Below are 26,412 nucleotides of genomic sequence, written 5' to 3'. Positions count from 1 at the left end.
CGAATTGCAAAAGCAGAAAAACTAAGACTAGAGAAAACTAAGACTAGAGAAAGACTAGAACTAAAGGAGACATTATGAGTGACATTATGGATAGCATTATAGATAGGGACACCATTTTAATAGTTATTGCAATAGTGCTTGTAATGATTATTGGTTGGTTTATTGGCACTTTAAATAGATTAAGAAAATATAGAGTGATTATAAAAGAGTCGCAGAAAAACGTTGATATTGCGCTCGCTAAAAGATATGACACGATTTGCCAAATGTTCAAAGTTGCACAGTCATTTGCAAAATATGAAAAAACAACATTAGTGGATTTAGTGAGTCTAAGAGAAGGCTTAAACTCTGATGATTCTAGTGCGGTAATAAAAAATCAGAATCATGCGATAGGGAAGATTTATGCTTTAGCAGAAGCTTACCCAGAATTAAAGTCTTCTGAACAATTTCTGAATTTGCAAGAAGAAGTGAACGACGAAAACGAGCAATTGGCTGCAGCAAAAAGAATTGTAAATAGTAATATCAGCGCTCTTAATCAAAATATTGTTACTTTCCCAATTTCGCTTATTGCAAGATTAAGCGGAATGAAGCAGATGGATTTTCTTGATGAAGATGATTTAAGCAATAAGAAGAATATCGATAGCATATTGGGCTAGCGAAAATGTTTAGCTAGACGGTATATCTAATGTAGCCAATCGCCCGCGAATTTGCATCGATTGGCTACATTTGTATTGGTTGATTGGTGTTTTTAAAAATAAACGCCAGTTAGTTTAGTTCAACTTGACTGGCGTTTATTAGTTATTTGCGTTATTGGCTATCTGTGCTCGTTACTTGCTGTGCTTGCCAATGCGCGTGCGTTTAAGCGAAAATGCACCGAAAGCTGACAGCAGGAACGCTAATCCAGTGCCTGCAATGGTTGAGGTTTCAGAGCCTGCGCGTGCAAGCGGTTCGTGCGTTTGTAAAGTCGGTGCTTCTTCCACAGTCTCTTCTTGTGCTGGTGATGGCTCTGGTTCAGGTTCTGGTGCCGAAATTATAGGCACTGGAACCGGTTCAAGTTCTGGAATTGGAACAGGAGTTGGTTCTGGTTCCAATTCTGGTTCAGGTTCCGGTGGAACAGGTGTTGGCGGAACAGGTGTTGGCGGAACTACAGGTGGTTTCGGTTTAGGAGATTTTGGATTAGGATTTGGATTAGGTGTTGCTTTTATCACGTCAAAGAATGCATTGATAAAAGCTACGTGCTTCGCATTGCTCTTCTCATGCAACGTTATACCCGGCTCATAGGTATATTTTGGTGTTTCTGCTGGATTAAGAACCATTGGAAGATTATCCAACTTAGAGCCATCTGTGTTGTAAGAATCCCCAACCTGAGCATCTTTATTCGCGGTAAATGTAATTGAATAATCCGTATGCAGCACATACGACACATTCATATCCATCAAAGACGTCTGCCGATTTCGAGTAAACAGAACCTTTTTTATTTCCACTTCCTTTGGTTCTGGATTCAATACCTTCATAAATTCATCAGTAATATCCTTAATTGGCTTACGATTTTCATCTACCAGATAAAACTTGAGTGGCACCGTTTTTGTTTCTCCCGGCTTAAGATAAATAGGACCATTAGCATACATGGCAGTTACTGTTCTACTAACATTATTGTCGCCAAGATCACTAAATTTATACTGCTGCTTTGTTAGAGGATTAGTTCCAGGTTCGCCTTCAAAAATATCATTCCTATTTTTATACGCCTTGAATTTCTTAAATTCACCTACCATCATATAGTCTGAGCCATCTTTACCTTTATGGATCGTTGCTATATACACAGGAATTTCGCGGCTTATTTCGCCATTCTTCCAGGCAATCGTAGGAGCGCCATCAAAATTCTTATTCAGAAAGTCGTAGGTCAAACCTTCCAGCCCTACGCCACCGACTTTTTGTTCAAGATTGTGTTTTGCAAAGCTATACGTGCCTATTGTTGTTTGGTTAATTGAGTCCCACATCTTCTGTGAATTTTGATCTTTGAAGAACCATGGCGTTTCCTTGATGTTTTCTTCTGTTGTTTTTCCGTCCTTCGTGATTTTTAGCGTAACGTTGCTGAGTTTTCTTGCGGAAATAGCTTTACCGTCTTCTGTAAACGCTGCAACATCTGTCATTGTCAACGCGTTTGTATTGGGATTGTAACTGAGATACTGAGCGTACGCCCTTATTTGTTCAGTATTAGTATTTTTATCGTTATTTATTACTTGCCACTGAACCTGTTTGTCGTTACTGTCCGTTGCAGCTCCAGATGCCAATACATTAGTAGCAGACTCAGGTGGCTTTGGGACTGGTGGGGTAACAGGTGGCTTTGGCTGTGGTGTTGGTGGAACAACGGGTGTCTGTGGCTTATTTACAGTAATGTTTTGCAATATGCCCAACGTTATATAGTCTGAATCTTTGCCCGCATGGGTTGTTGCCATGTATACAGGAATTATGCGGCTTGTTTCACCTTCCTGCCAGTCTGTTATTATTGGCGTGCCCTCAACTTTGCGCGCACTAAAGTTGTATTTCAAACCGCTAAGGTGTTTGCCGCCAACTTTTTGTTCTTGATTGTATCTCGTAAAGTTGTACGAACCTATTGTCGTTTTATCAATTTCATCCAAAATATTCTTTAAATATTGACTTTTGTAGAACCATGGTGTTTCTTTAATATTGCTAATGATTGTAGGCGTCGTTTCATTGTTGTTTGTAACTTTTAAGGTAATTTCGTTATATTTCCTTGCAACAACATTTGCTGCTTCATTCTTGAATGGCAAATTGCTCATAGTTGCGATTAGCTTATTATTATTAGAATCATAATTGAGCTGTTTGCCATATTCGCTCATTTTTGCCGCGTCAGTAGCTTTGATATTACTGGAATTATACGTTACTTGCCATTTGACTTGTGTGCCGTTCTTATCGGTCGCTGTCCCCGATGCTAATTCATTGCTTGTTGAATCAGCGTGTGATGTGTTTTGCTGAACATCCTTATCTGTCGTTACGCCTTTGGAATCAACAGTTGTTTGAACCGTATTTGTATCGTAGTCGCGATCTTCACTGGTAGTGTTGTTGTGGTTAGTAGATTTATCATTTTTTAAATTATGCTGATTAGTGGAATCGGTATGTGGTGGGGGGGGGGTATTTGTTTTTGTGCTACTATTTGCACTCTCAACATTAGTTCCATTGACACTACTTGCATTAGTATCAGCAGCATAAGCGGTTTGGCTCATGCATACTGCGCAAGCTGCGGTCGCAATACCCATCATGGTTGAGGTCAGAATGATTTTCGCTGTCTTATTCATAAAATACCCAATTAATTAACTAAACTTTTGTTACTTTATTTCATAAAATATAACAAATACATAATTGCATATTACATTATAACGATTTTGATAAAAAATATAAGTGTTTATTGATAATTTTATCAATAAACACTTATTCGCGTTTCGAAATACTTAATCTCTATTGAATATTCAACTAAATATTTAGCTAAATAATATAAGATATTTAGTATCTAATCTTAAGAAATAATCTGCTAAATAAACTGAGATATTACAATACCTGCAGCCATAAGTGGAATGTTGAAGATAAGGAATGTTGGAATGCAAGTATCCCAAATGTGGCTATGCTGACCATCTGCATTTAGGCCAGAAGTAGGGCCAAGCGTTGTATCGGAAGCAGGGGAGCCTGCGTCTCCAAGAGCTGCAGCAGAAGACATAAGAATAATTGTTGCAGGAGTGCTAAAACCAATGCTTTGGCAAAGAGGCACGAACAAAACTGCAAGAATAGGAACCGTGCCAAACGAAGTGCCTATGCCCATAGTTACAAGCAAACCAATAATCGTAATAACGAATGCAGCGATTAGCTTGTTTTGACCCATAGAAGCAACGCCAAAGTGTACAAGCTCATTAACTCCGCCCGTAGCTTGAATCACGTTAGCGTAGCCGCCAGCAATGAGCATAATAAATGCAATAAGACCCATAAGCTTAACGCCGCCCATAAGCTGCTTATCGATATCTTTCCATGCAACGGCTCTAAAAATAATCATGGTTGCAAGACCTGCAAGAGAAGAAAGTGAAAGATCCTTACTAATAACTTGAACTACTACAACAACAATAATCGCAAGCATGGTTACATAGTGTGCTTTAGTAAGCGGGCCAACAACAGCGTCCGCTGCGCGAGTATCTGCTTCGGTTGTTTTATATTCGCGAGGCTTTCTGTATAGCACAAACACGGCGAATAGGAGGGCTGCAAGCATTGCAGCACCTAAATACCAGTTCACAGCGCTAACGTCTGAAACGCTAACTTTCATACCATTTTTAGAAAGATTAGTTGCAATAACTGTTTGGAAAATTAAGCCAAAGCCAAATGGAATAGCAATGTATGGCACTTCTAGTCCGAACGCAGTGCAGCATGCGGCGGCGCGGCGATCTAGCTTAAGCTTGTTCATAATGGAAAGAATTGGCGGAATAAGAATAGGAATGTAAGCAATATGAACAGGCACAATATTTTGAGACATGCATGCAATAATTGTTAGAACTGCAAGAAGAATAAATTTGTTTGTGCCAATAAGTTTACTGATTTTTTTAGAAATGATTTGAGCTAGGCCAGTTGCTGTAATTGCTTCTGCAAAAGTACCAAGAAGAATGTAGGCGAGCGCAGTTTGCGCATTTGTGGAAAAACCATCACATAGCAAAGCCATAATAGTATGGCTTCCATCTCCAAAAAGAGGGAGATGTCCAGCTATGCCTCCTGCAACGCATGCAACAATCATTGCGAGTAAAACATTGAGTTTAGCGAGACTTAACGCGCATAACACTACAACCGATACGATTACCGGATTGCATAGAATGTTTAAAATCTGCATACTGTTTCACCTCTTTTTAAAGTTATCTTCATTTTGATGTTTGCAAATAATATGTTTTTCAATTTTGATAATTTTTAAATTTTAATAATTAAAGACAATATCATAAAGATTTACGTAAAGTTTTATTTGCAAAGTAAAACTTAAATTACTTTTTTATAAAGTACTCTTTAAAAGTTAAATACACTAATTAAATACATTAATACAAATTTGTTAACAATAGCATTTAAGAGTAGACTCAGCCATGTTATTATCTCTTTTTCAGAAAGAAGGTAAAAACAATGAATTTCACAAATGACGTGGTCATTGTAACAGGAGGCGCCCAAGGAATCGGCAGAGAAGTCGTGCGAGGCGTACTAGATGGAGGCGGAAAGGTAATTATCGCCGATATCAATGAAGAAAAAGCAAACCAAACAAAATCTGAATTAGGTTCAGATAATATCTTTGTCTATAAGATAAATCTTGGTGATGTTCAAAATGTTAACGACGTTTTTGCGCAGATAATCAAAGATTTTGGCAAAGTGGATGTTTTGGTAAACTGCGGAGGCGTTGTATCAACTGTTCCATTTGAACAGTTAACAGACGCTGAATTTGATAGAACAGTAAAGATTAATCTTTACGGCACTTACGCAACAAACCATGCTTTATTTGAGCATTTTAAGGAAAATGGTGGCGGAAGAATAGTAAACGTTAGCTCTGTTGCTGGAAAAATTGGTGGCGGTTTACTAGGAACAGCAGCATACGCAACATCTAAAGCTGGTGTGAATGGTTTAACAAAAGCCGTTGCAAAAGAAGGCGGCAAGTATGGCATTCGTTGCAATGCAGTATGCCCATCTTATACTGAAACACCAATGACTCAAGCTTTGAAGGAAGATAAGGAAAAGGAAGCGAAAATTATTAACGCAATTCCTTTGCGCCGCAAAGCACAACCTGTAGAAATTGCGCAAATGATTCTATTCTTTGCATCTAAAGAAGCCTCCTTCGTTAACGGAGAGATTGGCGATGTTGATGGCGGAATCGTATTAGACGGCTGACGGAGAAAATCATGTTCGCAAACCTAAAAAGCCAAATCACAAAAATAGACTTAAAGAAAATAAAAATTCCAGGAGCTACAATCGTTGTTCCTCTATTTATAGGATGCTTGGTAAACTCATGTTTCCCAGCAACCTTAAAAATAGGTGGTTTTACAACAGCTGTAATTAACGGAACTGGTCCTTTAGTCGGCGCATTCATGCTTTGCATTGGAGCAAGTCTTTCATTTAAGAACGCTCCTAAAGCTTTGTGGCGCGGTGCTGTGATTATTAGCGTTAAGATCCTAACTGCTATTGTTATTGCTCTGCTTGTTTCCAAGTTCTGCAACAATAATCTACTTGGATTGTCAATGTTATCTATTTTAGGCGCAATGACTGTAGCTAATAATGCACTTTATTCTGGTATTACAGCAAACTATGGCACTGAAGTAGATCGTGGAGCTGTTGCTATGACAACCATAAGCGTTGGTCCAACAGTAACAATGATTGTTATGAACTCTTCTGGGCAAGCCGTAATACCATTCTGGCAGATTGTTGGATCAATTTTGCCTCTTGTTTTAGGAATGATTCTAGGAAATTGTTTCCCTTACATGAAGAAGCAACTGGTTAATGGCATAATCCCTATAACCATGATTCTGGGCTTTGTTCTAGGAGCAAACATGAACTTTGCTCAACTAGTTGAAGGTGGACTTTCTGGTGTGCTGCTTGGCATTATAGTGCTTTCTGGATTTGTATTTACAGTATTAGCAGATCGCTTCTTAACTAGGGGCTCTGGTATTGCTGGAGCTGCAATAAGTAGTACTGCAGCAAGTGCTGTTGCAACACCAGCTGCAATGATGGCTATAGATCCAAATTTGGCAAAAGCCGCATTAATAGCAACTCCTCAAATTGCTGCTGCAGTAATTATTACTGCTTTGGCTACGCCATGGTTAACTGCACTAGTGAGTAAAAAATTTGCTAAAAAATCTAGCAAGTAATCAATAGATAATAAATAAATAAAAAATAGATAATAAATAAAATAAGTAGTTCAGCCCTGCAAAATAAAATTTGTGGGGCTGAATTACTATTGCGATTGGTTTTAGAAAAACGTAAACAGCACTAAAGCTTGCCAATAGTGATTTAGAAAAGCCAGCACTCGTCTCAAGTGGTTTAACTTTCATAAATAGATTTAAGATTATCTATGATATTTGGAAGTAACATGATTAAATCAAAAATGTGAGATTTTGTTATATATAGCGTATTTTTATGGCTAAAATATAGACAAATGAACAAAATGTTTAAAAATAAGTTAATATTTGTTCGCCTTGAATAGTACGATGAAAGTACTTTCAGGAGATTAACGTCAATAATTGGTCTCTTAATTTATAACCTTTTGTTGCAACATAGCAATATGAGGTAGTCGCCAAAATCATTATAGGCGATATCAGAATTAAATATTGAGTCTGAAGTTAGAAGAATCAAAAAAATCAAAAAAATCAAAATAAAACCAAAAAATTGAAAATTGAAAATTAAAAATCCACGATTAAAGAGTAAAAGGAGGAATGCTCGACGATTGCAATAGAAGCGTGCCGTACAGTTTCGCTTCAAATGCTTATTTCGTCGCATGTAAATTATGCAAGAAGAACAAACGCTTATAGAAGCGAAAGAATTAGGATTAAAAAGATTTAGAAAATCTCCATTTTGGGATGTGTCATTAAAAGTTGAGCCTCACCAAATCGTTGCAATATCGGGCGAACATGGCTCTGGAAAGTCTGCACTGCTGCTCACACTATCTGGATATATGAAATTCACAAGTGGAATGCTAAAAATAGCAGATTTGGATATGCCAACAGACACTAGAGAATCGCGTCAATATGTTGGGCTGGGACTGTTCAATGGAATCAATGAATTCTACAACACTCAAACAATAGAAGAAGCGCTTATGAGCGAGCTAAAACTTGCTAGCGCATCGCCGCTTTTCCGCGAACAATACAAGAATAATGTTAAAAATCACGAAGCTCTACAACAATACGCGTATAACCTATTAGCATATTGGAAAGTGTTATCTCCTAGAGAAACTGCTATTGGTGATTTAACGCCATGTGAGCGCATGAGATTGGGAATCGCACTTGCTTTGCTAAAAAAGCCGTGGATTCTTTTTGTAGACGGCGTAGAAACTGAGCTTACAAGTGAGCAAAGTGAATGCTTAATTGCAGATATTCGCGAGTATGTTAGCAAACACTTTTGCTCGTGCTGCGTGGGAGTTTTGCAAAGCGAGTTAGAAAAGCAAGCAGATCAAGTTTTAAGACTAAGCCCAAATCATGGGGAAGTAGAAAATTCTCATATTGATTCTCAACTTGCTACAAGTGAAGCAAATGGTGGTGAAAACAATGCGCGTTAATACTATTGTTCTTGCGTTCCGTGAATTAAATAATGCTATAAAAGGTAAAGCTCGAAAACTTGTTATTGGAACAGTAGCCTTAATCCCACTTTTATATGGTTCGTTATATTTATGGGCTTTTACAAATCCTTACAAAACGCTAGACACTGTTCCAGTCGCAGTTGTTGTGGAAGATAACGGTGCAATAATAAACGGCAAAATGCGCAATGTTGGCAATGAAATCAAGAATCGTTTAAAGAATCAAAAAGATGGAAGCGAAGGATTCCAGTGGAATTTTGTAAATAGCGCTAAAGCAAACAAAGGACTTAAAAATGGCGATTACTTTATGGTAGCAACTATTCCAGCTTCATTCAGTAAGTGCATTGCTTCTGCGCAATACGATACTCCTACTAAAGCAAAGCTTCACGTAAAATACGATCAGGCAAGTAATATGCTGGCATCTCAGATTGGTAAGACCGCTTTCCGCACTATACGTAGCGAAATAAGTGAAGCTATTGCGCAAGAGTATTGGGAGCACATGTTTGCGAAAGTTAACTCAGCTTCTGATTCCCTTGGTGCTGCTGCAAACGGTGCTGGAGCATTGCATGAAGGATCAAAGTCTTTGCAAGGCGGAATAAATAAGCTTGCAGATGGGTCGAATAAACTTTCTGCTTCGCTTAGAAAATTGCAAGGCGGATTAGGGGAGCTTCAAAAAGGAGCGAATACGCTAACTGAAGCCAATGCTCGCAGCAAAGAAGGAGCACAATATCTTGCACAAAAAACGCAAGATTTAGCAAACGGAGCTCAACAGTTAAGCGAAGGAACGCAAAGGTTATCGGCTGCAACAGACGAATTCTATGAAGGAGCTCAAAAGCTTGCAGCTTCAAGCAACGAATTAGAAGAACATGTTAAAGCTGGAAATGCTGAAACTAAAACGAAACTTGCGGGTCTTCTTATGCAAGCGCAAAACCCAGCAGTAACAAAAGAAGACGTGCTTGCTAATTTGCAAAGTTTGGCAGAAGGATTAGGTGAAAATTCTAATTTTCTCGAAACAAATCTTTCTGCTTTAAGCGCTGGAGCAGACAAGCTTTCTGATGGAAGCTTGCAAATAAAGGGCGGCGCTGACGCAATATCTCAAGGTTTTGAGGCTGTTAATACTGGCTCAAATAAACTTGCTGCTGGAGCGAATAGTCTTGCTGAAGGTTTGGCTCAAGTAAGTAACGGTAGCGAGAAACTAAATAATGGTGTGAATGCAGCAGCTCAAGGTTCAGCGAAAATAGTGAACGGTTCTGATCAGCTTAATTCCGGTGCTAAAAAGCTTTCGGATAATACTCCAAAGCTGGTTGAAGGCGCAAAAAAGTTGCATGACGGGCTTAAGGATGCTCAAAAGTCTGGAAAAATCAACAATATTAAGCAAAAAAGCAAGATGATGAGTGCGCCAGTTGCGCTTAAAGAGCATGATTATTCGCATGTTGAAAACTATGGAACTGGCTTTGCGCCTTACTTTATTTCGATAGGCCTTTGGGTTGGCGCGCTTATGGCAACCTTTGTTTTAAGGGTTATGGATAGGCGAGCAATACTTAATGGCATGAATCCGCTTAAAAGTGCGCTTATTAGTTTTACGCCGTTTGTGATTATGGGCGTTGTGCAAGCTGTAATTCTTATGGGCGTTGTTCACGGAGCGTTGAAGTTGCAAATCGACAATGTTGGTGCATTCTACGCGCTGGGGATTATAGCGTCAATAGTCTTTATGGCCATAATGCAAATGATTATGGTAGTGTTTAAGATTCCAGGAAGAATAGTTGCGATTGTGCTGCTTATGTTGCAAATCACTAGCTCTGCAGGAACTTTCCCAGTGCAAATGACGCCATCGTTCTTTAGAGCAGTTCACCCATACTTGCCTATGACGTACTCGATTCTTGGGCTTCGTCAAGCTATGGCTGGAAGAAACAGTGGAGCAATAGCCTCCAGCATTGGAATTCTTGTAATATTTGGCATTATTGCGATTGCAATAACAAGCATTGTTGATTGTGTAAAGCGCACAGTTACTATGTTTGATTTGCATCCAGTAATTACATTGGAGGCATGAGAATACGACAATGAGTAGGGAGTAATTACTGTGATTGCTGAAGTTACTGAAGTTACCATAATATAAAAATTGCAACCGAGTGCTGCTCAAATTTGTACCCAAGTTAAGTATGACTACTTATGATATTGTTCATACTAGCGTAGTTGTTCAGCTAGGTGTACGAGCAGTGCTCGGTTGTGCATAACTATACGACTATATGTGAACTGTATATGACGTAACTGGTATGGCTAACGCAACTATGCGCAATTATATTAATCTACCTAAGGGCTTATATGAGTTACAGAGAGAAAGGACGTGTCAATGACTGCACGATTTACCGACGAATTAAAAAATGAGAATATCGAAACATGGGATGCTGCTATTCATCATAGTTTTGTTAACGAGTTAGTTGAGGGCACTATTCCTGATGCTGTATTAGCTGGATATTTAATTCAAGACTACCGATTTTTAGATAGTTTCTTGGCTCTGCTTGGTGCTGCAGTTACGACAGCAGACACACTTGATTCTCGTCTCGTGTTTTCGAAATATATTGGTGAGGTAGCGGGAGATGAGAATACGTATTTTGTGGATGCGTTTAACGAATTTAATACTCCTGAATCTTTCCGCAATAAAATTCCAGACACTGAAGCAACTCGCGAATTTAAAAAGATGTTTTTAGACGCGGCTCACAGTGGACATTATGCTGCCGTGCTAGCCGTGTTAAACGTTACGGAATGGATATATCTTACGTGGGCATCAAATGCTGAAGGTAAGCGTCCTGAACGCAAGGTTCATTACCAGTGGATCGACCTGCATGATTATGAAGGATTCCACAAGTTTGTAGGGTTCTTGCGTGATGAGTTGGATCGTATTGGTCCTAAGGATGCTGATATTGCTCGAGAATATTTTGCGCGTGCAGTAAAGCTGGAGCGCATGTTCTTCGATAATTCGTATGAGACTCCTGTGGCAATCTAACGAACAGCATTCTAACGAACGGATGGAAATCTAACGGATGGAAATCTAACGAAGTAAGCAAGCTGTGAGAATAAAAATAGACCCTACAAGATTTGTAGGGTCTATTTTTGAGAAGATGAGAAATTTTCGTTAATAATTGAAAATCTCACTGTTAACTATATATTAGAAAGTAGATGCGTAGACTTCGGCAATAGCATCTTCGCTCATATGCATGTACGAGTTCTTTAGAAGTCGCTGCTGCTCTTTAACAACGCTTGAAGCCCAATCGCGAATCATGTCTTTGGTCATTCCATACTCGTGAAGCTTGTGCTTAGGGAGAATCGTGTTAAGAACTTCGTCAAGATTGTTTAATACGTCTGCTTTTTGGCATTCAAGAATATTTGCCATAAAGTCAAAAAGCTTAGAAAGCTCAGTGTTTTCTGCGCTAGCGCTATTCTCTTCGTGCTTAGCATAGTAGCGCAAAACGCTTGTAAGAAGCGCGGCGTTCGTTTCGCCATGAGCCACGTGGAAAGTGCCGCCAAGAGGATAAGCCATAGCGTGCACGCAACCGCATCCGGCATTACCAAATGCAATGCCAGCGTAAAGACTTGCCGAAACCAAGTCGCTTACAACTTGGGCTTTAGCGCTGCTACCTTCCTTAACAACTCGCATGTAGCTTTGCAAAATAAGACCGCAAGCCTTGTAACTAAACATTTTTGTAAGCTCTGTTGCAATAGGGGAGAGTGCAGACTCAATAGAATGCGTAAGAGCATCAATAGAGCTGGTTGCAAAAACGTAATCAGGCAGGCTCTTTAACAATTCTGGAATAAGAACCGCGTCTGTAGCGTAGCAAGAATCGTTTGCCAAACCCTTTTTAGTGTTGCGCTTTGTGAGCGAGAACACGGCAACGTTTGTAACTTCGGAACCAGTGCCGCAAGTAGTTGGAACAAGAATAAGATCTGCGCCTTTTTGCGCAGGAATCTTGCCATCAATCAAGTCTTCAAGCGGGCTTGTTTGCTTTAACGCGCAAACTTTAGAAATATCCAAAACAGTGCCGCCGCCAATGCCAATCACGCGCCTTGGAGTAGTGTGAATATCTCGAACAATCGCGTCAACCATTTCGTCGCTTGGCTCGCCCTTGCCGTAGTTTTCTTGGAAAATCACATTACAATCAAGATTTAAATCGCCAAAATAAGGCTCCCAAATGTACTTGTTTGTAATAACCAAATCGTCTTTGCCAAGCTTAAATTCTTGCGCAAAATCGCGCGTATTTTCAAATTTGTGAATAGTTGGCTTAATAGATAGCTGCTTCATCCTAGACTCCTTTGTTTTAATTTGTACGTCTTACGCTAATATGCGCGTTTTAATTCGCGATTTGTGCGCGGATGATTAAAAAACCAAGCAACCGCTCCATTATAGAACAAATTGCTTGGTTTAATAAACGCGATTTAAGCTAATCGCAGAACTTAATCAGCAGAGATTAATCAGAAGCTAATCATCCCTTCAACAAAGCCGTGTAAGCTGCCATCGTAATGTAATTGTATGGCTGGTTGAAGTGAGGCATAAAGAAGATATCACACAATGCAAGCTCTTTAATCGTGACTTTCTTTTGAATAGCAAGAGAGAACAGGTGGATTGCTGCAGACATATCGTAGTTAGAAGCCAATTGGCATCCAACAATCACCTTAGAATCCTTCTTGTAAACAATGCGAATCTTAACTTTTGGATTCTCAACTTCCATAAACGCAGGCTTTTGAGTATCCTCAAAATCAACGTAATCAACGTCCATGCCCTCTTTTTGAGCAGCCGTTAAGCTCAAACCAGTGCAAACAAGCTTGTAGTCGTAAATCATCATTGCGCTAGAGCCTTGCACGCCCTCGGTTTCTACAGGAGTTCCGCAAACGTTGTGGCCTGCAATCAAGCCGCTTCTAACGGCATTAGTAGCGAGCGCAATGTAGTTTACGCGGTCTCGAGCGTTGTCGTAGATTGTAGCGCAATCGCCAATAGCGTACACGTCTGGGTCGGAAGTTTGCTGCTTTTTATCAACAAGGAAAGCGCCGTTTTCGTATTGCTTCAAATGATCTTTTCCAAGAGCAACATTTGGGTGGAATCCAATAGCACAAATCACCATGTCGGCATCGTAAGTACCCTTGCTTGTTTTAACAGCCTTAACTTCAGTATCTCCAACAATCTCTTCAACAGCTTGACCAAGCTCAAACTTAATGCCCTTATCTTCCATAATCTGCTTCAAATTATCGGAAAACTCTGGGTCAAAATAGCCGTTAAGAATATGGTCTTCCATGTCAATAAGAGTCACGTTCTTGCCAAGGCGCTTAAAAGCTTCCGCAAGTTCCACGCCAATGTAGCCGCCGCCAAGAACCACAACGTTATTAAAATCGCGCTCTTGAAGCTTAGCAATAACAGTTTGCGCGTTCTGGAAAAGCTTTACCATTTGCACGTTTTCCAAGTCAATGCCTTTAATGCGTGGCTTGTTTGGAAGGCTACCAGTAGCTAGAACGAGTTTATCGTAAGAATCGTGAATAACAGTGCCGTCTTTAAGCTCTACAGTAACTTCTTTCTTTGCGTAATCAATGTCTAGAACTTTGCTTTCAAGATTTACTTTTGCGCCCTTTTTAACGAAATCTTCTGGCTTCTGGTAGAACAGACCATCGCTGCTTTGAATCTGCTTTCCAATCCACAAAGCCATACCGCAGCAAAGGAAGGAAATGTTGCTATTCTGATCGTAAATTGTAAGATCGTTTCCTGGGTAGCTCAAAATGGTGTTAGCGCAGGCAGTGCCAGCATGATTTGCGCCAATCTGAATAATCTTGGTCATCGGTAATCTCTTTTCGTCGTCGATGTTATTGTTTAATTTTCATATGCGTGCTATTAACAACATTGTTCGTTAGTTACACGCTGGTACTAAATCTTATTACATTGATACGAGTCTTGCTAATTTTGATTCTAGGTGTGTTGTTTCTGATTATTGTATAAGTTGTAATTACGATTTAATCTTTTCTATGAACGTGAAGTATGTAATAGAATCGTGAGTGTTTTATATAAGTGCATTCGTGTATATATAGTTTTCGCAATGTCTTTTGATAAACTTTGATAAAGTTTGATAAGTGAGAGTTGTATGAGGGGGTATTTTAATGCGTATTTTGATTACTGGTTTTACGCCGTTTGATAATGAGTCTATAAATCCGTCGTGGGAGATTGCGCAATCAGTGCATGCGCCTGAGGGTGTGGAACTTGTTCGTTTGCAGATTCCTACGGAATTTAACAAGGGTGCGCAAAAAGTTATTGAGAAAATAGAGGAAGTTCATCCTAATGCTGTGCTTTCGTTAGGGCAATTTGGCGGTTCTGCTTGTTTTAATGTCGAGTATGTTGGTATTAACTGTAGAGCTGCGCGCATACCGGATAATAGTGGATATAAGCCTTGGTATGAGCCTGTTGTGCAAGATGGTGATGTGGCTTATAAAGCGACTTTGCCAGTTGTAAACATAGTTGATGCTTTAAATAAAGCAAAATTGCCGGCGTCTGTGTCTTTTTCTGCGGGCGCATACGTGTGTAATGACGTGCTTTACAGTGTTTGTCATTATTGCCAGACTAAGAAATTGCCGATCAAGAGCGGTTTCATTCACGTTCCGTATTTGCCTGAGCAGATTCTCAATAAGCCGAGTACGAGTTCTATGAGTTTAGCTGATATGCTTCGAGGTATTGAAATTGCGTTGCAAGTGATTGCGAGTGATTGCTAGCAAATAGCTAGGTATTTATTTTCTATGCTCGCTCAAGCACGCGCTCAATAGCGTTGTTTTGCGAAAGAAGATAAACGCAATACTGGTTCATGCTTATGCCTTCGGCTTGAGATTGCTCAGACAATTGTCTGTGTAATTCTTTAGGAAGACGCAATTTGAATTGCCCAGAATAATCATTTATCTCATGGTAAGACGGCTCTTTTATGTTTACTTTGCTTTGAAGTGCGGCTTCCAGCCAAGCCTTTTTAGCATCCTGCGCATTTGCTGCTGCTTCTTGTTCGGATTCTCCAGAACTCATGCACCCTGGCAAATCAGGGTAGTAGGACACAAATCCGCCTTCATCTGGATCTTTTACAATCTCCAGCTTGTATGGGAGTGACATGTAGTAGCTAAGCGTTTTATTCGTAAGTGTTTTCACCATATTTGATTTTCCTCTTTTATTTCTTCGTCTTCTGCTTCTACTACAGATTTCACCATTTCTACGTATATCTTTTTGATTGGTTCATGCTTAGGAATTGTAATTGGGTTGGCGTGATTTTTGCGAAAAGTATAATGACTGCTTCCGCTTCTTGGATTGCACATTTCATATCCGTAGGCTTCTAGCACTTTTTTCAATTCCTCAAATCTCATATCTTTAGATAAGCTAAGTATTCGCTTAAGTAATTTGTCCCATTGCGACATTTCACCCCCAGTTAATAGCGTGTTTTTGGTGTTTATAAAATTATAAGTGGTGTTACATATGGTGTCAATGTATTCGGTTTGCTGCATAGAAATTATGCAAATCATGATTTGGAGTGAAATATAAGAAACGATGCAAATTTAAACTAACTTTTGTTCGTACAAATATGGAAAGTCGTAAATTTATTTTATTAACAGAAATCTATGAACAGAAATTTATAAGACTATTTTATTAAAAGAGTTATTGTAATTTGTTGCCACGTAATTGGTAGGAGTAAATCCTCCATAGTTTTAGATTTATCCATGTGGCTATATTATTGTGGTTATGGCTGATTTTTCTCATATTCTTGCAACGCGTCCAGATTTTGATGAGTCTGATCGCGAATGGCTGCATCACCTTGTAGCAGACTGGCAGGTAATAGCAGACTTAAGTTTTGCAGACTTGCTTTTGATTATTCAAAACGGCAATGGTGATTACGTTGTAGCAGAACAATGTCGTCCGTCTACAGCAATCACACTTAGAACTGAAGATTTACTAGGTGTAAAACTAGACGAATCAATGCATCAAGAATTAAATGCAGCAATGAGTAAAGAAACAAGCTTCCACTCTTCTGTATTAAGAACTGTTGGAAGAGCAACAGTTTGTAATGTTTACGCCCCAGTGCGTCATAATGGCAAGACGTTAGGTCTTGTTCTTAGAGAAACAAATCTTGCTACAAGAGAATCAAACGGTAGGTATGAGACCGAAAGCATTAATGCTGGCAAAACTCTGTTCGACATGATTTCGCGAGAGCAATTTCCATACCACGATTCAATGCTAAATCAGCGCCACAATGCTAGAGTTGCAGATGGTTTTATTATTTTAGAAGAAAGCGGAGTTGTGCGCTATGCTTCTCCTAACGCAATTAGCTGTTTCCGTAGATTAGGCGGATTAGACACTATGCAAGGCGAGTTTCTATGCGAGTTTGGAGCAAGATTGTTGCACACAAACGATGTTGTTCCTGAAAGTTTGCCTCTTGTACTAAGCGGTAAAGCGGATGTTGATTGCGAACTAGAAGTTAATAATTCTGTTGTTTCTATGCGCTCGCTTCCATTGTATGGTCCAAATGATCGAACGGGTGCAGTTGTTCTTTGTCGTGATGTTACAGAGGTTCTCCGTAGGGAAAAAGAGCTTCAAACTAAGAATGCTACTATTTCTGAAATTCATCATCGTGTTAAGAATAATCTTCAAGCTGTTTCTGCTTTGCTTCGTCTTCAAGCTAGAAAAACTAAGTCTGCAGAAGTACGTAAAGAATTAGAAGAAGCACAAAGACGCGTTCAGACGATTGCTCTTGTCCACGAAGGTTTAAGTCAAACAGCTGATGAGGTTGTTGATTTTGATAAGGTTATTTCTAGTTTGCTTAAAATGTCTATTGAGCTTGCTTCGCAAAATCAGAATATTACGATAGATTTTTGTGGCAAGTTTGGCATGTTGGCAGCACAAGATGCAACTCCTCTTTCTATTGTTTTAACAGAACTTGTGACTAACGCAGTAGAGCATGGTTTTGAGGGAGTTAGTGAAGGACATATTAAGATTTCTGTTGGTAGAGGTGGGGATAATTTGAGTATCGTCGTCGAAGATGATGGAGAGGGTATTGAAAGTGAGTCTTTGCACGGTATGGCTAAGTCTTCTGGATCTGGGTTAGGCACTCAGTTAATCAATACTTTTGTTACTAACGACTTTGGCGGAACAGTTAAATGGGAGCAACGTAGAGAAGGTGGAACTCGTGTTCTTCTCGACATTAAGCTACGAGTTCCAGGAGTGGAGTAGATGTAGATTACAGTTCTGCATTTTGGTTTCTTCTTGCACGTATAGCCCTGCGTTTTAGTGATCGTCGTTCATCTTCACTAAGACCACCCCATACGCCGTAATCTTGGCTTGTTTCAAGCGCGCATCTTAGGCAATTGTCTGCAACGTTACAAGTTCTGCACACTGCTTTGGCTTCCTCAACCTGCTGATTAGATGCACTGTTACTTCCTACTGGGAAGAAAAGCTCAGGATCTTTGTCTCTGCATGCTGCTTTTGAACGCCAATCAAATGCGCTGCTCATAAATAAATATCCCCTTTAAAAAACGTAGCTTACGCTGGTTAAAACTATTATTAAACTTTGTTTTTAAAAACTATCCGCACTCAAGGAAACCATGAATATAACTTTTTTTCAAGACTTTTTTAAGAATTTTTTATTTTTTTAATTTTTTGAATAATTTAAAATATTTTTTATGTAAAGCCTTATGTAAAACTTAAAATCTGTAATAGATTAGCACTTCCAGGAATTACCATTACGCATCTTCCTGGAGTTTGATAATCATCTACATTAAGAGTTTTTAGCAAGTCTGATGGTATTCCGAGCATTGTATCTGTCCCAGCATCTCCTGTTGGGAATATTATTCTTACTGGTGCTTGTTCTGGTATGCGAATATGCCTTGCGTTTTGTGCGCAGAAAATTACAGTTATTTTTGGATTGACTAGTTTACTTTGAAATTCTTGAGACTTTGTGTCGCTACTAAAAGGTTCTAGCAGTGAGTCTGCATTGTCTAAAATATAAATATTTTGCGAATTGTTGTATGTGTTTCTTGATTTTATAGCTTTAGAAATTACGTTTATAAGATTAGTTTTTCCTCTCTTATTTCCTCCAATAATTGCGATATTTCCCAGATTTGTAGGTAGAATTGCCTCGCTTAAATTAATGCCATCGTCTTTTAAGCCTATTAACAATCCATCTTCTTTACTTAAGTCATAGCTAAAGTCAGAATTAAACCTAGAAGATTTATCGTTGCAAAAAGTATTATTGCAATAATTTTTGATTGTTGAATAACCTAAATATCTTGGTAATGGAGCACTGAATAGTTGTTTAGGTTGATTATAGTAGTAGAATTTTCCAGCTAATTTTATTGCTTGTATAAGAGAATCTTTGTTTCTGCTTTGTGAGCATTGTAATGCTATTATTCCATCTCCAGTGTTGCAGTATGCTGCTCCAGGATTGTTTGGATTTATGCTCGCTGCACAAGATGATCCTAATAATTCATGAGATTGCATTGCATCTCTAACTCTTAAACATATGTTTATAGACATATTTGCTTTCATGTCTGCATTTACTTGTGCCATTGGATTCTGTGTGCATGCTATAAGGTGCATTCCTAAGGATCTTCCAACTGATGCTATTCGTATAAGACGATTCATGTAGTCTGGCAATTGATTTTTTAATGCGTGAAATTCGTCTATAACAATAGCCAGTGAAGGCTGGTATGGTTTTACTTGATTAATATCATGGCATCCTTGGCATGCTACTAATCTTTCTCTTCTATCTAATTCTTTTTCTAATCCTCTAAGTGCTCTTACTGCATGTTGAAGGTTTAGATCTCCTACATTCCCAATGCTGTGTGGGAGTGTGGAAAGAGCATCAAATGTGGCTCCACCTTTAAAATCCATAAAAACAAATTGCAAAGATTTGGGGGAGTAGTTGAATGCTAAAGCCAAACACCATGATGTTAGTAACACAGATTTGCCTGAGCCTGTTGTACCTGCTACAAGAGCGTGTGGTCCGTTTCTAATAAGGTCTAAACAAAAATATCCGTTTTCACTTATCCCGATTGGTGCTACGAGTTTTTTATTTGACTCATTGGAAGATTTTAGCCAAGAGTAAACAACATTTTTCCATGGAGGAGTACTGCTATTTACTATATTTTTAGAATTACTTATGTTGCTTATTTGATTAGCATTATTTATCAGTATTGCTTCTAAATTTATTGGAACAAGCGTATTTGGAACACCTTGAACATGCTGGCGACTTATCCTTTTAGAAAATTGTGTTTCAACACGTTTTTTAATATTATTTTCGTTTTTGTTATCACTTTTCTTATTCACATTGTATTGAATAATTTGTGGTATTAAGCAAGCAATATACATCATTATGCTTGGGACAACCATAGCTAACATCATCCAACTTTTTTGCAAGCACGCCATTATTGCTAGAGCAATATTGGCAAAAATTGGCACAATATTAGCGATAATCTGCATCCAAAACATTGATTTTGAGGATGCGTTTTTATTATAGATTGCGTTGTTTTCATAGTTTCCGTAGTTTTTACATTCCTTATATTCCATAACGCAATCATGCATGAGTTTTTACAGTTTGTGCAAGAAAAATCTAGCAGTGTGGTTAAAGGTTTAAATACGATAAAACTTTTTGTGTTAATCGTGTTAATCGTATTCGTATTATTGTTGATTCATTAATTCTGCAAGTGTTCCCACGCTTCCAGGAGCATGTGTTCCTGCAGATAACTGGTTGAATAATTCAATATTCTTGGCGTCGTCTAACAATACTGATGATCCGACTCCGTAAACCTCATAATCAGGGTTTGTCCAATAAACTGTTCCCGTTACACCATCTTTTCCTGTAGCTTCTTTAAACGCAAGCCCCATGTTTAGTAGTGTTCCAGGATTTGTGTTTTCGTCTAACATTGCTGAATCGAGAGATGCTTTTGCAAATCCTTTTACGGTCCCAAAATTTGTAAGTGTGCTGCTAGATAATGCTTTTTTCATTATTGCGCTTATCACCATGCGTTGTCTTGCCGCTCTACCAAAGTCGGATTGTGGATCCGCGTATCTCATTCTGGAAAAAGCTAGCGCAACTGTTCCGTCTACACTATGGCATCCAGCTGTCCAATTAAGACCACTGTATGCATCATTTACAGTACGGTTATAGCATAAATCTATTCCGCCCAAAGAATTTACAACTTTTGTAAGTCCTTCGAATTTTATTTCTGCTACATGATCTATTTTGTGACCAGTTATTTTTTCGACTGTTTTTGTTAAGGCTCGTTTTCCAATATCTTGCGCAACAGTGTTTATTTTCATTTGCTGACCATTTATTGAAACAAGCGAATCTCTTGGAATTGATATTAAAGAGCTGTGTCCGCTTACAGGTTTTGTTAGTACAAGAATAGTGTCTGTTCTAAAGCCTGTTATCTCTTTAGCCTCTTCGCCTTCTCTCTGGTCTGATCCTAGAATAAGCCATGTTGTTTCTTGAGTGTCTTCTGTATTAGTCAACCATGGTTCGCGTTTTATTTGTGAATCAACCCAGTTCCAAGATAACGCTCCACACACTCCTACAATAATTAAGAGCGTTACTAACAATAAAGTTAAATATTTTAAGAAATGATGTTTTTTTCTATAACCTATAGGGTTATTAGCAGGATTATCAATTGATTCTACATCGTCTGGTTTTTCAAAGATTTTATTAGACGTTCCTATATAAGACTCAGGTGAAATCATATACGATTCGGAATTTGAATATGCTGTGCTAATCGGTTGCACATTAATTGATGGTGTTATATTCGATATTTTTGGATGACTTGTGTTGCCGTTTTTGCGCGATGTTGGTGCAAAAGATGGTGCTTTTTGATTGATTTGTGAGTTTTGATTTTCTATTTCTTTAAATTTGTGATTCTGTTTAGGAGGAAAACTCGGTATTGCATTTCCATTATTTGCGCTTGTATTGTGTGAGTAAGAGCCATTCTTATTTTTTCTACGATTAGATGGTGCAAAACTAGGAGGATTATTCTGATTCCCTGAAGCGTCTTCTGGACGTTGCTGGCTCATTTATCCTCCTGTAGCATAACTCGTATGTGTTTGCTAATTAATAATTTCTAATCGTATTAACTCAATGCAATAACTAACAATGGCATTATAAAGCATTGTGGTTATAAAGTAGTGTCGAAAATATATTTTCTATCTTTCTTATTATTTCCCTTTTGGAACTGCGCAAATAGTGTTATTTAAGTATTTATCTGCAATACCCATGTAATGCCCAGTATTTGGATCTCTTATTGTTCCATCATTTGGATCCACTATGCCTCCACTATTTGGGTCTATTAGTCTGCCTAATTCGTCTTTAGCTAATCCAGTTTTTGGATTAATAGCGCTAAGTTTTCCTGCTGGTCCGCTATTTGTAGAATCGTAGGAACCTGTACCGTTCGTATTATCCGAATCGTCATTTGAGACATTGGAATCTTTAGAAGTTGATTTTTTATCTTCTTTAGAATTTTTCTTTGTAGATTTTTCAGACTTACTTTGCTTAGAGGCAAGATGCTTAGTAAGTGGTTTATTTTCTCTCATCAATTCCCAAACGTCTTCTGCACTGTCGTCAAGAATAACACGATTCTCGTCAGCTGGATCAGCTGTAATCGGTATTGTTTGTGCATAAATATTAGAAGTATTTAACTTGTGAAGGCTTGTTGCTAATCCAACCAGTGTTGCGGGATTTGCTAATCCTTCGCTTATATTAAGCGATTTTAGAGCAGATTTTGCAAGCTGATATAGCTGACCTGATTGTGTGAACAAGTTTTTAGACAATGCTTGATGAATAAGCTGTTTTAGTAGATATTGTTGACGCGTAGTTCGCATAATATCTGAGCCGTCGCTTGCAGTATCATGCCTCATTCTTGCATACTGTGTTGCTTGAACACCATCTAAATGCTGTAATCCGTGCTTTAAATTAACTCCAGTGTAGTAATCTTTAGTATCTACTGGAATACACAAATTTACGCCGCCTATTGCGTTAATCATGTCGCTTAGACCACTAAAGTCTGCAACAATGAAATTAGTTATATCTAATCCAGTAATTTCATTTACTGTTGCAAGAGTGCACGATGCTGCCGATGCTAAATCGCCGCCTTTAGCGTACCCAAGAGCAAAAATAGAATTGAACATCACTTTGCGCCTGGAAGGAATTTTTCCATTAGTCGTATTGCATGATGCTGCTTTAACCATTGAGTCTCTTGGAATAGAAACAATATTTATATAGGATCTGTCTGCGCTGATTTGAACAATCATCGCCGTATCTGATTGATGATTTTCATCTTCGCCACCGCCCTGAAAAGCACGGTTTCTGCCTTCTCGAGTATCTTGACCAAGAACAAGAATGTTGATTGTTTTACCAGCGTTAGGGTCTACTGCTTGAACTTTTTTGCCATCTTTTGTAATCATGTTAACAACACGAGATTGTATTGTAGACGAAAAATCAAGCCAAACAGCTGCTATGATTGTAGAAAAGAAGGCTAGAATGGCAACAATAACAATAGAAATTAATTTACGAGAATTATATAAAATATGATTGCTTAAGCTATGATGTGGAGCTGAGGAGTCCCAATAGTTAGTTTGGTACCGGCGGTCTTGTTCATAGCGAGAGGCTGCCATGCTTCCTTCTTTCGTAAACACACATATAAGCTACTATTATAGTGCATTCTATTGAGAATTATCTAAACATGCATAATACATACCCCTTGCGTACACTATTATGTATGGATTCATTAACCGCTGAGACTGATACGTTTGAAAATAATGTTTTACACGTTTTTTCAGCTTTAAATCGCAAGCAACCGCGCGAAGTTGATTCGTCGATTATTTCAATAATGAGTGTTGAGAGAGATACGCGGTTTTATGAAGACACTTTGCAAGCTTTAATAAATCAAACTGTTCTTCCAGGAACTATTGTTGTAGCTGATTGTGCTAATAGAGTAGAAAAAGAATCTGTAACATCTTTTAATGTTCAAATAGAACCAACAACATTATCTGGTCTAATTTCTAGCGCAGATTTTGTTAGTAATTATGGTGGTGATTTTTCTAACAACAATCAGGGTTATATACAGGAATCTTACGCAAAGATAAAGATTATTGTTCTACCTATTAAATCTGCAAAATCTTTTGGCGATGCGGTAGAAAAATCTTTGAGAAAACTTTTACCATTGCAAGGCGTTAAATCCTTGTGGCTTCTTCACGACGATTCAAAACCTTGCGATAACAAGTGTCTTGAAGCTTTAAGAGAAACATGGAGAAATACACCAACAGCTTGTATTCTAGGTGCAAAACAAGTGGATTGGCAGGGTAAGATTTTGCACAATGTTGGCATGTATGCATGGAAACATAGAGTGCATTCTCTTACTGTAGAAGGTGAACCAGATCAGGAGCAGTATGATTTTCGCGGAGATGTTTATTCTGTTTCTTTGGCTGGTGCTCTTGTTTCTCTTAGCGCATGGCAAACAATGCGAGGGACTCAACCTTGGTTAACAACGTTTGAAGAGTCTAACGATTTTTGTAGGCGAGTTATTTTAAGCGGTGGGCGAGTAGCTGTTGTGCCAAAAGCTCGCATAGCGCATAAAAGAGCGCGTTTTGATGGAATCCGCACTCGAAGTGGAGAAGAAAGACCTGTTGAAAAATCTAGTATTTGCTACGGTTCTGCGTATTCGATTATGGCAAAACAAAGATATTTGTACACGGATATTCGTGTGATTATGTGGCCAATTGTTTGGTTGTGTAGCCTGCCTATGTCATTAATTCGCGCCTTGCAGTCTTTGTTTGCTAAGCAACCATATGTGGCATTCATGCACCTTATGCTCCCGTGGATAGCATTAGCGCAATTTCCTAAAGCTATTTTTGCTAGAAGAAGAGTATCTAGAGTGGCGAAAGTGTCTTTGAAGAGGCTTTCGTCCCTTATAGCAAGTCGTAGCCAAATTACACGTTGGAAAGACAAGACTGTTGCTTTTAAAACTCAAAAAAAGGGAGTTATTTTAAGTCCGCTTGCAAGAAGACATTTGCATAAGCGAATTTTACTTCGTTGGAGTGCTGCTATTTTTGCTTCTTTGCTTGTGTTTGCGGCTGTTATGCTTCTTTATGGTGCTCCTATTAGTAAGATTTTTTCTGGATCATCGCTTTATTCAAGCCAATTACTTCCTACTGGCTCTAGTTTTAATCAACTTTTTAATTCTGCAATCGGATCTTATATTCCAGATGATGGCTTTGCCTCTGCAATACCTCCATCTCCTCTTCTTATTATTTGGATGCTCGCCTCTATTGTGTTTGGTGGCAATACAATCGCTGCAGTAAGTGTTATTTTCTTCCTTGCAGCTCCAGCAATGTTGTTAAGTTTTTGGGCGCTTGCAGGAGTATTTACTCGTTCCGATATTGTAAGAGTTTGTTCTGGTATTTGTTGGACAATGATTGCAATGGCATTTGGCATATTCGCTAGAGGCGACTTACCAATGCTTCTAACAATGGTGTTTTTGCCAGCAGCATTTGCGTTTGCTTTCCACGCTGTAGGAATGTATGTTACAGAAGACCCAGTGCTTCCTGTTCCATCTATACAATGTGCTGCATGCGCGTCGTTATGCTTTATGATTCCTCTTGCAGCTTGCCCTCAGCTTATCCTACCTATGATTGTTATTTTCGTAGCATCATTGATAATGGTTCGTTCACATCGTTTTATGCTAGCGCTTATGCCTATACCTTCTGTATTGGTTCTTCTTCCAACTCTAGGTAGTGTAGTTCGCTATTTTGAATCTGGAATGTGGCGTCAGCTTTTTGCGACTATGGCTGTTCCATCGCAAAAAATCAATGGTGCTCCTAGAGTTGTCAACTATTTAGATGTTTTACTTAGAGCTTTCAATATTGATTTGAATCATTTTTCTTCCCAATCTTTGCCTATTATGCAGCTTCGCGGAATCATAATGATTGTGTTTGCTGTTCTCGCTTTGTTAATGGCTTTAGCTTCTCTTGCTCTTCCATTTGCTTTAAGAACTTCTAGAATGATGTGGGTTGTGATAGTAAGTGGTATGGCTCTTTCATTAGTTGCATCTCGAGTCGTTATCGCAGCGGATTTTGATGGTCCTATATCTTCTAGCGTTCTTCCAGGCGTATGTTTAAGCGCGCTTGGTGTGCTTGCTTGCATGTGCATGGTTGCCGGTAAAGCTGTTCATCGTTTTGAGCCTTTGCGAAGATCTAATATAAATATTGATAATAATCCAGACGATTATACGACGCGCGTTTCTAAGCGTGCTGCTATTAGGCGCTCTGCTAAAGCGATGCTCCGTAAGATTATTCATCTTGCTAGAGGAATTTTAGCTTTTGGTATTTTTGCTGTTGCTATTCTGCTCGGATTATTTGCTATAACAAGTGGTCCTTTAACTTCTGTTTATGCAAGTGATAACGGTTTACCAATGGTTGTTTCTGACTATTTAAGGAAGAATGACTCTAATCGAGTCCTTGCTATTAAAGCAATAAATAGTCGTGAGCTAGATATTTCACTTATGCGAACTGTTCGCGGTGATCTTATTGATCTATCTCCAGCATTACAAGTTCGAGATGTACTTTACGGGTATTCTCCTAGCAGAAACACACTATATTATGCAGCTTCTAAGCTTCTTTCTCATGCAGACGATGAGTCTATAGAAACTCTGAAACAGCTTGGAATAGGTGGAATTTATATTGTTGACGATTCCATAGCTAAAACTAACTTATCTGCTAACAATTCCATCTTGTCTTCTGATAGTACTTCTAATAAGGAGGCTACAGAAAACCTGATTGCGAACGTTAATGCTTCGGATGGTACTCAACTTGTTGTTTCATCTGATCACGGAACATACTGCCGTTTTGATGTTGATAACAGTAAAAAATCTGTTTCAAAAACATCGATTTATAGCCATTCTCGTCCACTTTCATGGAGAATGCCTTGGTTTATTGTTTTTGCTTTAGTCCTATTATTGTATTGCTTAGTAGCGTTGCCCCGTTTTAATAATAGCAATTTAATAGAGCGTTTAGATGATTAGTTAGATGATTATGATTTATTAAACGAATAATATGTCAGGGAAGATTT

Annotated in this window: 19 protein-coding genes; 9 read left to right on the top strand and 10 right to left on the bottom strand. The window is 38.6% G+C overall.

The window, feature by feature from the left end; translation table 11 throughout:
• Positions 1 to 74: 74 nt before the first annotated feature.
• Complete coding sequence (locus tag GAVG_RS04270; RefSeq protein WP_004138045.1) at positions 75 to 653, top strand: LemA family protein; 579 nt, start codon at positions 75 to 77, stop codon at positions 651 to 653.
• A 171-nt stretch (positions 654 to 824) separates the two neighbouring features.
• Here GAVG_RS04270 and GAVG_RS04265 read toward each other — a convergent pair whose 3' ends face one another.
• Together GAVG_RS04265 and GAVG_RS04255 are read right to left on the bottom strand one after the other, a co-directional pair.
• Positions 825 to 3,314 carry a hypothetical protein gene (locus GAVG_RS04265; protein WP_231858622.1) on the bottom strand — a complete coding sequence of 830 codons (2,490 nt, stop codon included), beginning with the start codon at positions 3,312 to 3,314 and terminating at the stop codon, positions 825 to 827.
• 233 nt (positions 3,315 to 3,547) lie between these two features.
• Positions 3,548 to 4,879, bottom strand: coding sequence for a Na+/H+ antiporter family protein (locus GAVG_RS04255; protein WP_004113204.1), 1,332 nt, complete (start codon positions 4,877 to 4,879; stop codon positions 3,548 to 3,550).
• A gap of 278 nt (positions 4,880 to 5,157) precedes the next feature.
• On the opposite strand from GAVG_RS04255, the gene GAVG_RS04250 reads away from it, so the two are divergent.
• The 5 genes from GAVG_RS04250 (at position 5,158) to GAVG_RS04230 (ending at position 11,309) form a co-directional block, all read left to right on the top strand.
• Positions 5,158 to 5,910 (top strand): SDR family NAD(P)-dependent oxidoreductase, encoded by a 753-nt coding sequence (locus GAVG_RS04250; protein WP_004113203.1) that lies wholly within the window; start codon positions 5,158 to 5,160, stop codon positions 5,908 to 5,910.
• An 11-nt stretch (positions 5,911 to 5,921) separates the two neighbouring features.
• Positions 5,922 to 6,884, top strand: coding sequence for a 2-keto-3-deoxygluconate permease (locus GAVG_RS04245; protein WP_004113201.1), 963 nt, complete (start codon positions 5,922 to 5,924; stop codon positions 6,882 to 6,884).
• 635 nt (positions 6,885 to 7,519) lie between these two features.
• On the top strand, positions 7,520 to 8,287 hold the full coding sequence (locus GAVG_RS04240; RefSeq protein ID WP_009993686.1) for an ATP-binding cassette domain-containing protein: 768 nt from the start codon (positions 7,520 to 7,522) through the stop codon (positions 8,285 to 8,287).
• Positions 8,277 to 10,355 (top strand): YhgE/Pip domain-containing protein, encoded by a 2,079-nt coding sequence (locus tag GAVG_RS04235; RefSeq protein ID WP_009993684.1) that lies wholly within the window; start codon positions 8,277 to 8,279, stop codon positions 10,353 to 10,355. The genes GAVG_RS04240 and GAVG_RS04235 overlap by 11 nt, the downstream gene beginning before the upstream one ends.
• Before the next feature lie 300 nt (positions 10,356 to 10,655).
• On the top strand, positions 10,656 to 11,309 hold the full coding sequence (locus GAVG_RS04230; protein ID WP_009993682.1) for a TenA family protein: 654 nt from the start codon (positions 10,656 to 10,658) through the stop codon (positions 11,307 to 11,309).
• A 162-nt stretch (positions 11,310 to 11,471) separates the two neighbouring features.
• On the opposite strand, the gene GAVG_RS04225 is transcribed toward GAVG_RS04230, so the two are convergent.
• Both GAVG_RS04225 and nox read right to left on the bottom strand, forming a co-directional pair.
• Complete coding sequence (locus GAVG_RS04225) at positions 11,472 to 12,602, bottom strand: 4-hydroxybutyrate dehydrogenase (RefSeq protein WP_009993681.1); 1,131 nt, start codon at positions 12,600 to 12,602, stop codon at positions 11,472 to 11,474.
• Positions 12,603 to 12,783: 181 nt separating this feature from the next.
• On the bottom strand, positions 12,784 to 14,124 hold the full coding sequence (gene nox, locus GAVG_RS04220; protein WP_009993680.1) for a H2O-forming NADH oxidase: 1,341 nt from the start codon (positions 14,122 to 14,124) through the stop codon (positions 12,784 to 12,786).
• Positions 14,125 to 14,440: 316 nt separating this feature from the next.
• Here nox and GAVG_RS04215 point away from each other — a divergent pair, with 316 nt between their 5' ends.
• Positions 14,441 to 15,046, top strand: coding sequence for a pyroglutamyl-peptidase I (locus GAVG_RS04215; protein ID WP_013399667.1), 606 nt, complete (start codon positions 14,441 to 14,443; stop codon positions 15,044 to 15,046).
• A gap of 22 nt (positions 15,047 to 15,068) precedes the next feature.
• Here the strand turns inward: GAVG_RS04215 and GAVG_RS04210 are convergent, their stop codons facing one another.
• Positions 15,069 to 15,467 (bottom strand): type II toxin-antitoxin system HicB family antitoxin, encoded by a 399-nt coding sequence (locus GAVG_RS04210; RefSeq protein ID WP_009993678.1) that lies wholly within the window; start codon positions 15,465 to 15,467, stop codon positions 15,069 to 15,071.
• Positions 15,461 to 15,814, bottom strand: a complete 354-nt coding sequence (locus GAVG_RS04205) for a type II toxin-antitoxin system HicA family toxin (protein ID WP_013399666.1) — start codon at positions 15,812 to 15,814, stop codon at positions 15,461 to 15,463. The genes GAVG_RS04210 and GAVG_RS04205 overlap by 7 nt, the downstream gene beginning before the upstream one ends.
• Before the next feature lie 235 nt (positions 15,815 to 16,049).
• Between GAVG_RS04205 and GAVG_RS04200 the strand changes: the two genes are divergently transcribed.
• Positions 16,050 to 17,534, top strand: a complete 1,485-nt coding sequence (locus GAVG_RS04200) for a sensor histidine kinase (RefSeq protein ID WP_013399665.1) — start codon at positions 16,050 to 16,052, stop codon at positions 17,532 to 17,534.
• Positions 17,535 to 17,541: 7 nt separating this feature from the next.
• Here GAVG_RS04200 and GAVG_RS04195 read toward each other — a convergent pair whose 3' ends face one another.
• From GAVG_RS04195 to GAVG_RS04180, 4 genes are all read right to left on the bottom strand, one after another.
• Positions 17,542 to 17,814 carry a WhiB family transcriptional regulator gene (locus GAVG_RS04195; protein ID WP_004113182.1) on the bottom strand — a complete coding sequence of 91 codons (273 nt, stop codon included), beginning with the start codon at positions 17,812 to 17,814 and terminating at the stop codon, positions 17,542 to 17,544.
• 179 nt (positions 17,815 to 17,993) lie between these two features.
• A complete protein-coding gene (locus GAVG_RS04190) occupies positions 17,994 to 19,883 on the bottom strand; it encodes an FtsK/SpoIIIE domain-containing protein (RefSeq protein WP_009994388.1) in 1,890 nt (629 codons plus the stop codon).
• A 96-nt stretch (positions 19,884 to 19,979) separates the two neighbouring features.
• Positions 19,980 to 21,365 (bottom strand): LCP family protein, encoded by a 1,386-nt coding sequence (locus GAVG_RS04185; protein ID WP_009994387.1) that lies wholly within the window; start codon positions 21,363 to 21,365, stop codon positions 19,980 to 19,982.
• A gap of 141 nt (positions 21,366 to 21,506) precedes the next feature.
• Positions 21,507 to 22,961 (bottom strand): LCP family protein, encoded by a 1,455-nt coding sequence (locus GAVG_RS04180; protein ID WP_004113175.1) that lies wholly within the window; start codon positions 22,959 to 22,961, stop codon positions 21,507 to 21,509.
• A gap of 104 nt (positions 22,962 to 23,065) precedes the next feature.
• Here GAVG_RS04180 and GAVG_RS04175 point away from each other — a divergent pair, with 104 nt between their 5' ends.
• Entirely contained in the window at positions 23,066 to 26,365 is a 3,300-nt protein-coding gene (locus GAVG_RS04175) for a glycosyltransferase family 2 protein (protein WP_009994386.1), read from the top strand.
• Positions 26,366 to 26,412: the final 47 nt, after the last annotated feature.

This window comes from Gardnerella vaginalis ATCC 14018 = JCM 11026, from assembly GCF_001042655.1.
GTDB classification, from domain to species: Bacteria; Actinomycetota; Actinomycetes; order Actinomycetales; family Bifidobacteriaceae; genus Bifidobacterium; species Bifidobacterium vaginale.
Note: the sequence above shows the minus strand (reverse complement) of the source record. Positions and strands in the feature narration are given on the sequence as shown.

Bases quoted from the DNA above. Each gene is read 5' to 3' on its own strand.
- GAVG_RS04270 (WP_004138045.1), top strand. From the start codon at position 75: ATGAGTGACATTATGGATAGCATTATAGATAGGGACACCATTTTAATA.
- GAVG_RS04265 (WP_231858622.1), bottom strand. From the start codon at position 3,314: ATGAATAAGACAGCGAAAATCATTCTGACCTCAACCATGATGGGTATT.
- GAVG_RS04255 (WP_004113204.1), bottom strand. From the start codon at position 4,879: ATGCAGATTTTAAACATTCTATGCAATCCGGTAATCGTATCGGTTGTA.
- GAVG_RS04250 (WP_004113203.1), top strand. From the start codon at position 5,158: ATGAATTTCACAAATGACGTGGTCATTGTAACAGGAGGCGCCCAAGGA.
- GAVG_RS04245 (WP_004113201.1), top strand. From the start codon at position 5,922: ATGTTCGCAAACCTAAAAAGCCAAATCACAAAAATAGACTTAAAGAAA.
- GAVG_RS04240 (WP_009993686.1), top strand. From the start codon at position 7,520: ATGCAAGAAGAACAAACGCTTATAGAAGCGAAAGAATTAGGATTAAAA.
- GAVG_RS04235 (WP_009993684.1), top strand. From the start codon at position 8,277: ATGCGCGTTAATACTATTGTTCTTGCGTTCCGTGAATTAAATAATGCT.
- GAVG_RS04230 (WP_009993682.1), top strand. From the start codon at position 10,656: ATGACTGCACGATTTACCGACGAATTAAAAAATGAGAATATCGAAACA.
- GAVG_RS04225 (WP_009993681.1), bottom strand. From the start codon at position 12,602: ATGAAGCAGCTATCTATTAAGCCAACTATTCACAAATTTGAAAATACG.
- nox (WP_009993680.1), bottom strand. From the start codon at position 14,124: ATGACCAAGATTATTCAGATTGGCGCAAATCATGCTGGCACTGCCTGC.
- GAVG_RS04215 (WP_013399667.1), top strand. From the start codon at position 14,441: ATGCGTATTTTGATTACTGGTTTTACGCCGTTTGATAATGAGTCTATA.
- GAVG_RS04210 (WP_009993678.1), bottom strand. From the start codon at position 15,467: ATGGTGAAAACACTTACGAATAAAACGCTTAGCTACTACATGTCACTC.
- GAVG_RS04205 (WP_013399666.1), bottom strand. From the start codon at position 15,814: ATGCAGCAAACCGAATACATTGACACCATATGTAACACCACTTATAAT.
- GAVG_RS04200 (WP_013399665.1), top strand. From the start codon at position 16,050: ATGGCTGATTTTTCTCATATTCTTGCAACGCGTCCAGATTTTGATGAG.
- GAVG_RS04195 (WP_004113182.1), bottom strand. From the start codon at position 17,814: ATGAGCAGCGCATTTGATTGGCGTTCAAAAGCAGCATGCAGAGACAAA.
- GAVG_RS04190 (WP_009994388.1), bottom strand. From the start codon at position 19,883: ATGCATGATTGCGTTATGGAATATAAGGAATGTAAAAACTACGGAAAC.
- GAVG_RS04185 (WP_009994387.1), bottom strand. From the start codon at position 21,365: ATGAGCCAGCAACGTCCAGAAGACGCTTCAGGGAATCAGAATAATCCT.
- GAVG_RS04180 (WP_004113175.1), bottom strand. From the start codon at position 22,961: ATGGCAGCCTCTCGCTATGAACAAGACCGCCGGTACCAAACTAACTAT.
- GAVG_RS04175 (WP_009994386.1), top strand. From the start codon at position 23,066: ATGGATTCATTAACCGCTGAGACTGATACGTTTGAAAATAATGTTTTA.